The organism is Nocardia jejuensis NBRC 103114, from assembly GCF_001613145.1.
Classification (GTDB): domain Bacteria; phylum Actinomycetota; class Actinomycetes; order Mycobacteriales; family Mycobacteriaceae; genus Nocardia; species Nocardia jejuensis.
Genome location: NZ_BDBU01000053.1, coordinates 63,835 through 71,289, shown reverse-complemented (window position 1 = coordinate 71,289; position 7,455 = coordinate 63,835). Strand labels below are relative to the sequence as shown.

Annotated in this window: 7 protein-coding genes; 4 read left to right on the top strand and 3 right to left on the bottom strand. The window is 70.1% G+C overall.

What is annotated here, in order from left to right:
• Positions 1-143 precede the first annotated feature (143 nt).
• On the top strand, positions 144-1,169 hold the full coding sequence (locus NJ1_RS33155; protein ID WP_067702635.1) for a hypothetical protein: 1,026 nt from the start codon (positions 144-146) through the stop codon (positions 1,167-1,169).
• Between the two features lie 465 nt (positions 1,170-1,634).
• Here NJ1_RS33155 and NJ1_RS33150 read toward each other — a convergent pair whose 3' ends face one another.
• Positions 1,635-3,293 carry a bifunctional 3'-5' exonuclease/DNA polymerase gene (locus NJ1_RS33150; RefSeq protein ID WP_067702632.1) on the bottom strand — a complete coding sequence of 553 codons (1,659 nt, stop codon included), beginning with the start codon at positions 3,291-3,293 and terminating at the stop codon, positions 1,635-1,637.
• Between the two features lie 169 nt (positions 3,294-3,462).
• Between NJ1_RS33150 and NJ1_RS33145 the strand changes: the two genes are divergently transcribed.
• The gene (locus NJ1_RS33145; RefSeq protein ID WP_067702629.1) at positions 3,463-3,966 is read left to right on the top strand and encodes a thioredoxin family protein; all 504 of its coding nucleotides are present in this window, start codon (positions 3,463-3,465) and stop codon (positions 3,964-3,966) included.
• A gap of 15 nt (positions 3,967-3,981) precedes the next feature.
• Here NJ1_RS33145 and NJ1_RS33140 read toward each other — a convergent pair whose 3' ends face one another.
• Together NJ1_RS33140 and NJ1_RS33135 are read right to left on the bottom strand one after the other, a co-directional pair.
• Positions 3,982-4,572 carry a TetR/AcrR family transcriptional regulator gene (locus tag NJ1_RS33140; RefSeq protein WP_067702626.1) on the bottom strand — a complete coding sequence of 197 codons (591 nt, stop codon included), beginning with the start codon at positions 4,570-4,572 and terminating at the stop codon, positions 3,982-3,984.
• Between the two features lie 102 nt (positions 4,573-4,674).
• Positions 4,675-5,286 carry a DUF4126 domain-containing protein gene (locus tag NJ1_RS33135; RefSeq protein ID WP_067702623.1) on the bottom strand — a complete coding sequence of 204 codons (612 nt, stop codon included), beginning with the start codon at positions 5,284-5,286 and terminating at the stop codon, positions 4,675-4,677.
• Positions 5,287-5,390: 104 nt separating this feature from the next.
• On the opposite strand from NJ1_RS33135, the gene NJ1_RS33130 reads away from it, so the two are divergent.
• On the top strand, positions 5,391-6,266 hold the full coding sequence (locus NJ1_RS33130; RefSeq protein ID WP_245717689.1) for a helix-turn-helix domain-containing protein: 876 nt from the start codon (positions 5,391-5,393) through the stop codon (positions 6,264-6,266).
• 8 nt (positions 6,267-6,274) lie between these two features.
• Positions 6,275-7,393: a serine hydrolase domain-containing protein gene (locus NJ1_RS33125; RefSeq protein ID WP_067702683.1), complete on the top strand. Its 1,119-nt coding sequence runs from the start codon at positions 6,275-6,277 to the stop codon at positions 7,391-7,393.
• Positions 7,394-7,455: the final 62 nt, after the last annotated feature.

The window sequence follows — 7,455 nt, the reverse complement described above, 5'->3', positions numbered from 1 at the left end:
CACCCGCCAAGCCGCCCGCCTCAACGCCGACCTGCGCACCTGAACCGCGGCTCGGGCTCGGCCGGGGTGGCCGGGTACGGCGCGGCGGCCGGTTCGGCGGGGGAGCCGCGGGTGATGGCCGCACGCTCGTAGGGTGGGGTGGTATGACGCTCGAGGAGGTTGTCGACGAGCTCTACGGGAGGACGCCGGGGGAGTTCGTGGCCGTGCGGACCGAGCGGGCGCGCCAGGCACGCGATGCCGGAGACAAGGGATTGGCGACCGCGATCGGGAAGTTGCGGCGGCCGACGGTGGCGGCGTGGGCGGTCAACCTGCTGGCTCGTGCGGACGCGCAGGAGGTGCGCGCGCTGCTGAGCCTCGGTGACGCCCTGCGGGAGGCGCAGCGGCGGCTGTCGGGGGAGCAGCTGCGCGCACTCTCGACCCAGCGGCAGCAGGTGATCACCGCCCTCGTGCGCAAAGCCGCCGATCTGGCCGCCGCACACGGCCCTCGCCTCACCGAATCGGTGCTCCGGGACATCGGCAGCACCCTGCAGGCCGCCCTCGCCGACCCGGCCGTAGCCGAGCAGCTCCGCACCGGAACCCTCACCGCCGCGGCAAGTTACGACGGCTTCGGCCCCGCGGGTCTCATCGCGGTCCCCAGCACCCCGGACAAGACCGAACCATCTCCAGCCGGAACTTCGCGCGCCCACCAAGCCCCTCGCCGCGCGGGGCAATCCCCGGCGGCCGGGGAAGCCCGGCGCACCGAGGAAATCCCGGCAGCCGGGAGAACCTCGCGCACCGAGGACACTCCGCGCACCAACGAAACGCCGACCGCCGCGAATTCCCGCCCGACGCGCACCTCGCGCCGAGCCGACGCCCACCCGCCCGCCGAGACACCCGACCCTGATCTCGAACTCCGCCGGGAGCTGGAGGAACTCCTGGCCGACCTCGAATCCTCCCGTGCCGCCGCACTTTCCGCACAGCAGGCCCACGACGCCGCTGCCGCAGCCCTGGCCGATCTCGACTCCCGAATATCCGCCCTCCGAGCCGATCTCGCCCACGCGGAAGACGAACGCCGCTTCACCCTCTCCAAAGAACGCTCCACACGGGAAACCCGCCACCGCGCCGAACGGCACCTGCAGGGCCTCGAACGCCGAGCCGCGAACACTCGAAAAAAGCTACCCCCCAACTGATCTCGCAGGAGGCAGTGCCGGGCGAGGGTGTCGCGTTGGACCGCCCGGCCACCCGGCGCACCGTATACGCGCCCACCCACATGTGCGGGGCCGCGCGATAGCGCTCAGGTGAAGGGCGTCGAAGTAGGGCGGGCTCGTCCGTCTGATCTCGCAGGCGGCAGTGTCGGGCGAGGATGTCGCGTTCGAACGCCCGGCCACCCCGCGCACCGCATGCGCGCCCATCCACATGCGCGGGGCCGTGCGATAGCGCTGAGGTGAAGGGCGTGGAAGGGAGGGGCAGGGCTCGTCCGTGCCACATCACTCGATCGGTGCGCTGAGCCGCACCTGCTACCAGGTCGCGCCTGTCGAGGCCGGACCATGGCCGGACGGAGCCGCCGCGCCCGCTCTCGTGCCGCTGCTAATGCTTTCGGACCGCTGCGACCGTTTTCGATACCTGGCGACCGCTCTCGATACGCGGCACCGGATCTACTTGGCGTCGCCGTAGCACTCCACGATGGCGGTGGTGAGGGGGAATCGGACCGGGGTGGGGCCGAAGGCCAGTCGTCCGGCGGTATCGCCTGCGGCGGCGATCAATTCGGCCACGGTGGCCGCTTCCGCCTCCGGGCAGTGCACGATCACCTCGTCGTGCTGGAAGAACACCAGCTCCGCGCGCAGCCCGGCCTGGCTCATCGCCTGGCGCAGCCCCGCCAGGACCAGGAGCGCCCAGTCCGCGGCGCTGCCCTGCACGACGAAATTGCGGGTGAAGCGACCCCGGGCCCGGGCACGGGGTGTCCCGTAGTCGAGCGGCCGGCTCTCCCCGTCGTCGGCGGAGTCGGATGAGGTTGCGGGCGTGCAGGTTCGCCCGAACCAGGTGCGCACCAGCCGTCCCTCCTCTCCGGCATGGGCCGCGCTGTCGACATACGCCACGGCCGCCGGATAGCGTCGGCGCAGCTCCGCCATATGGGTGAGCGCGTCGCCGGAGGTCTGCCCGTAGATCGCCCCCAGCATCGCGATCTTGGCTTGCGCCCGGTCGCCGCCGAACGCGCGGGCCGCCAGATCCGCGTACAGATCCTCACCGCGCCCGGCCACCTCCATCAGCCCCGGATCGCGTGAGATCGCCGCCAGCACACGCGGTTCCATCTGATCGGCGTCCGCGACCACCAGCCGCCAACCCGGATCGGCGCGGATGGCCTGGCGGATCACCTTGGGAATCTGCAGCGCCCCACCGCCATTGGTGGTCCAGCGCCCGGTCACCGTTCCGCCCGGCACGTATTCGGGCCGGAACCGCCCGTCGTGCACCCACTGCTCGAGCCAGGACCACCCGTGCGCGGTGTAGAGCCGGTACAGCGATTTGTACGCCAGCAGCGGCGCCACCGCCGGATGTTCGACCTCCTGCAGTTCCCATTTCCGGGTGGAGGACAACAGGATTCCCGCCCGCCCGAACGCCTTGATGATCTCGTTGGGCAGATCCGGCCGCACCCGCACCCCGAAGGCTCGCGACACCTCCTCGGCCAGCTCCACCAGCCGTCGCGGTTCGGTTCCGCCCGAAATCCGTTCGCCCAGCATGGTGTCGAGCAACTCCCGGTGCACATCGGCCCGCCAGGGGATTCCCGCGCGATACATCTCCGCGGCCACCAGCATGCCCGCCGACTCCGCGGCCAGCAGCATCCGCATCCGCTCCGGATGCTCGGTCTTCGCCGTGCGAGCCACCTGCCCCGCATAGACCTCGAGCAGCGCGGTGAAGTCGTCGGTTCCCGAAGGCAACGGCACCGGACCCGATTCGAACAGCGACGGCTGAGTCTCGGCGGCCCGCGCCGGCGCGTCCGGCGGCACCGGAAGCCGGTGCAGCCGTGCCCATGCCGCCGCCAGCGATCGAGCCTGCCCCGACTGCCCCTCCTCGTGCCCGATCAGGAGCGATTCGGCCGCCTCCACGTCGTAGCAGCGCTCGACCCGCACTCCGGCCGCGAGCAACCGCCGATAGATCTCCCCGGTCGATCGCCACACCCAGCGCTCGACCTCCGGTCGCGAGCGCACCGCCTCGGCGAGCGACGGTTCGCACAGCACCTCCCCGGCGGGCCGCCCGTCCTGATCGAGTGGACACAGCCGCGCGCCTCCGTCGCCGGTCTCGGCCACCGCCCATCGCATGTCCGAGAGTCTGGCAGCGGGCACCGACACACCCGGTGACCTCCACTGTCGTGGCGCGTTGCGGCCGCCGAGAACCGATCGGGTTGACCGGGTTCGAGACTCCGGGTCAGGATTGCAGGGGTGCCCGGCGACCGCCCGGCACGCACGCGCAGCGGATCGGGAGCCACCAATGGTCGAGAGCGGGAACGCCGAATTCGATAAGGCCGTCGCGGAGAACCGCAGGATCGTCGCGCTGTTCGCCACCGGATCACCGACCAGCGCCGAGGCGAAGGCCAGGCTCGACGAGCTCGCCCCCGCCTACTCCGGGGTCGTGGACGTCTTCCACTTCTCCCACGCCGAGGACGCGACCAAGGCCTTCATGAAGGAGTCCGGCATCATCGCCGCCCCGACCCTGCGATTCATGGTGGGCGAGAAGGTGATCGACACCTACCGCGGCGCGAACGCCGATGCGATCAAGACGCGAATCGCGAGCCTGGCCGAGGCCGGGGGAGCCGCCCCCGCTCCCGCTCCCGCTGCCCAGCCGTCGACCGCGGCCGCCGCAGACGCCCCCACACCCGGCGCTCAGCCCTCGGCCGCGCCCACTGCGGCCTCACCCGAGACCACCCCCGCCGCGCAGCCCACACCTGAATCCTCGCCCGCCGCTCCAGCTTCGGCCGCACCTGCCGAGAGCTGACGCCCCGCGCCCCCGTCAGCCGTTGCCGGGCGCGGTGGCGGGGATCGCCCGTTCCACGATCGTCGCCACCAGTTCGGCGGCGCGCTTCTCGTCGAAAATGCCCGGCAGCGTGAGGCGTTCGAGAATCAGCCAGTTCAGCGCTAGGTAGAGCATCACCACGGTGTCCCGGTCCCCGGGCATGTCGTTGTCCAGGTGATTGCGGACATTGAAGTCGAGGTCGGCCTGGACCCGTTCGGTCAGCAGCGCCTGCAGTTCGGGTCGCCGGGTGGCTTCGAGCCGCAGTTCGAGGATCGCGAGATAGCCGGTCCGGAATTCCGAGACCCGCTCGACGATCTCGGTCATGAGTTCGGTGACGGTCGCGCGGGAGCGCTCGCCCTGCAGCTTGTTCATGGTGTCCTCGTCCGGGATCAACCGCTCGTAGTAGCGGTGCCCGACCTGGACCAGCAGCTGATCGCGATTGGCGAAGTAATTGGAGGCGGTCCCCGCCGGTACCGCCGCCTCCTTGTCCACCGCCCGGAAGGTCAGCCCGCGCGCCCCTTCCCGGGCGAGCACCTCGATGGACGCGTCCAGCAGGGCCTGCCGGCGTTCGGGGTTCGTGCGAACCACGTGACACCACTCCTCAGATAGAACCTCGATTCAAATCACTTCGAATAGAGTACTACATATGTGGCGGTAAGTGGGATGGAGGCAGCCGACCACGCGGGAGCGTCAGCTCTCGTCGGAGTTCGGCGCGAGCTCCCGGCGCGCTCTCCGCCGCCGCATCCACCGCCGAGCGCGAAACGCCAACCACCCCAGACCGATCAGCAGAATCAACACCGCCAGGAACGCCACGATCGGCACCGCCAGCGCCAGAATCGTCAGCGCGAGCGAGGTCCCGTCCTCCGCGGTCGAGACCACCGGATTCCCTACGCCCGCAGTCGTTCCCGTCACGAACGGCCGCGCCACCGCCCGCCCGGCATGCACGCTGCCCGCCGTGATCGCCCCGAGAATCGCCGCGACCCCCGGCGAGAGATTCGAGGACACACTCGACTCGGCCGCGAAGAGAATCGCGCCGGAGGTGGGAGCCACCACGGTCCCGATCGCGTGAATCACCGAGTCCACCGCGGGGATCTTGTCGCCCACCAGATCCAGCAGGAACACCACCCCGATCCCGATCAGCGCCGGAGCCGACGATAGCCATCCGTACGAACTCCCGAGATCGACCCATCCGAATCGGTCCGCGAAACCCACCACCAACAGCGGCAACCAGGCATTGAGTCCGGCCGCGCCCGACAGCCCGAAGGCGCCGAGAATCGCCCCCACCGCCGATGTGATCTCCATCCCCCCAGTGTGCCGCCCGGCCCCGGCCCGGACCACCTTCGACCCGCCGGGCCTGCTCGACGTCGAGCGATGTCGGCACCTCCGCGATTCCGTAGCCTGAACGGGTGGAAGCCGACGACCACCGGACCGATGCGCGATGGGATTTCGCGGGGCCGGTCCTGGCCGCACCCCTGGACGCCGCGATCATCGGCTACGGCGATATGGGCTATACGGGTGATTCGGGCTTGGATCTGCGGGTCGCCGGAGCCGCGGTGGTCACCGTCCTGATCGAATTCGGGGAGCGCGGACTGAGCGTGGAGGACGCCGACGGGCGCCGCGCACTCGGCGGTTTCGTCGCCGGACTTCCGGTCGAGCCGATGCACGTGCGCGGTGAACGGGTGCGATGCGTCGAGGTTCGCATGTCACCGACGCGGGCGTATTCGATGCTGGGGATCGCGGCATCGGATCTGGGCCGGGGCGCGGTCGCACTCGAAGACCTCTGGGGTGAGCGGGCGCGGCGGCTACGCGAGCAACTCGCCGCGGGCAGCACCTGGGACGAGCGCTTCGCACTGACGAAAACGTTTCTGGCGCAGTGTGAGAGGCCGACGCGGACACCGGATCCGGAGGTGCTGGCCGGCTGGAGCCGAATACTGGACTCCGGTGGCAGGGTGAGGATCGGCGAGCTCGCGGACTCGGTCGGATGGAGTCACAAACGGCTGTGGTCGCGGTTCGAATCCCAGATCGGCCTGACGCCCAAGCGCGCGGCGATGCTGGTCCGATTCCGTTCCGCCGTGGACGGTCTGGTCTCGGGCCGTCCCGCTGCCGACGTCGCCCTCGACTGCGGGTACAGCGATCAGGCGCACCTGTGCCGAGACGTGTCCGCCTTCGCCGCTCGCACGCCGGGGGCGCTGAGGGCCTCCTACCTGCCTCCCATCGCGCGATACCGGCATCGGGCGTGGGGAAGATTCGTCCAATACGCGGCGGTGCCGCCCGGCCGATAGTGATGCCCATGACCATCACACTCGATCCCGGCACCCTGCAGACCGCTCTGGAAGCCGTCCATCTCGCGGGCGTTCCCGGAGTCTTCGCCGAGGTCCGCGACCACGACCGAATCTGGTGCGGCGCAGCCGGAGTCGCCGACACCGACACCGCCCGCCCCGTCACCGCCGACATGCGACACCGCGTCGGCAGCATCACCAAGACGTTCACCGCCGCCGCCGTGCTGCAACTGGTCGACGGGGGCGATATCGACCTCGACACACCCATCGGCCACTATCTGCCCCGGCTGGTCCCGGGTGAGCGCGGCGCGGCGATCACCGTCCGCATGCTGATCGACCACACCAGCGGCCTGGCCGAATACCTGCCCTATGCCTACTCCTCGCTCGCGGCCTTCCCGGACGTGGCGAAAACCACCCCGGCGAGCCTGGAGGACAATCGGTACACCGAGTTCCACGCGACGGACCTGATCGCCATGGGCGTCGCCGCGCCCGCGACCGGAGCCCCGGGCAGCACGCCGGGCACCTACTCCAACACCAATTACCTACTCCTGTGCCAACTTCTGGAATCGGTCACCGGCAGTTCGGCGGAGAAGCGCATCACCCGCGCGGTCATCGAACGCGCCGGTTTGCCCGACACCGAGTTCCCGGACGGCCCGCGTGTTCACGGATCGCATTCCCGGCACTACGAATCGTGGTTCGGCATGATCGATCCGCCCCGGGACTACAGCGTCTACGACATGTCCTTCGTGGGCCCGGCGGCGTCGCTGATCACCACGATGTCGGACCTGAACCGCTTCTTCGGCCTGCTGCTGTCCGGTGAGATCATCAGCCGCGACTCCCTGGCGGAAATGCAGCGCACGGTCCCGGTCGTCTCCTTCGAGGGCAAGATCCTGGACTACGGTCTGGGCCTGCAGCGCACACAGGTCCCCGGCCACGGAACCTATTGGGGCCATGACGGTTCGGTATGGGGCGGCGGCGCGTTCTCCCTGACCAGCGCCGACACCACACGGCAACTGTCCCTGGCGGTGAACCTGCAGCGCTGGAACCGTTTCGACGCTACGGGCAGGCCACAGCCGCATCCGATCGATGCCGCGCTGCAGGGGTTCGTCCAGCTGGTGCTGCGCGGTTGACGGCCGCCGAAGTCGCTCTGCGATCGGTGGCTCGGCCCGCTGTTCGGGTCGGCCTGGCAGAC

What these genes read in the sequence shown, in the direction of transcription:
- NJ1_RS33155 (WP_067702635.1), top strand. Translation starts at nt 144, where the DNA reads ATGACGCTCGAGGAGGTTGTCGACGAGCTCTACGGGAGGACGCCGGGG.
- NJ1_RS33145 (WP_067702629.1), top strand. Translation starts at nt 3,463, where the DNA reads ATGGTCGAGAGCGGGAACGCCGAATTCGATAAGGCCGTCGCGGAGAAC.
- NJ1_RS33125 (WP_067702683.1), top strand. Translation starts at nt 6,275, where the DNA reads ATGACCATCACACTCGATCCCGGCACCCTGCAGACCGCTCTGGAAGCC.
- NJ1_RS33150 (WP_067702632.1), bottom strand. Translation starts at nt 3,293, where the DNA reads ATGCGATGGGCGGTGGCCGAGACCGGCGACGGAGGCGCGCGGCTGTGT.
- NJ1_RS33135 (WP_067702623.1), bottom strand. Translation starts at nt 5,286, where the DNA reads ATGGAGATCACATCGGCGGTGGGGGCGATTCTCGGCGCCTTCGGGCTG.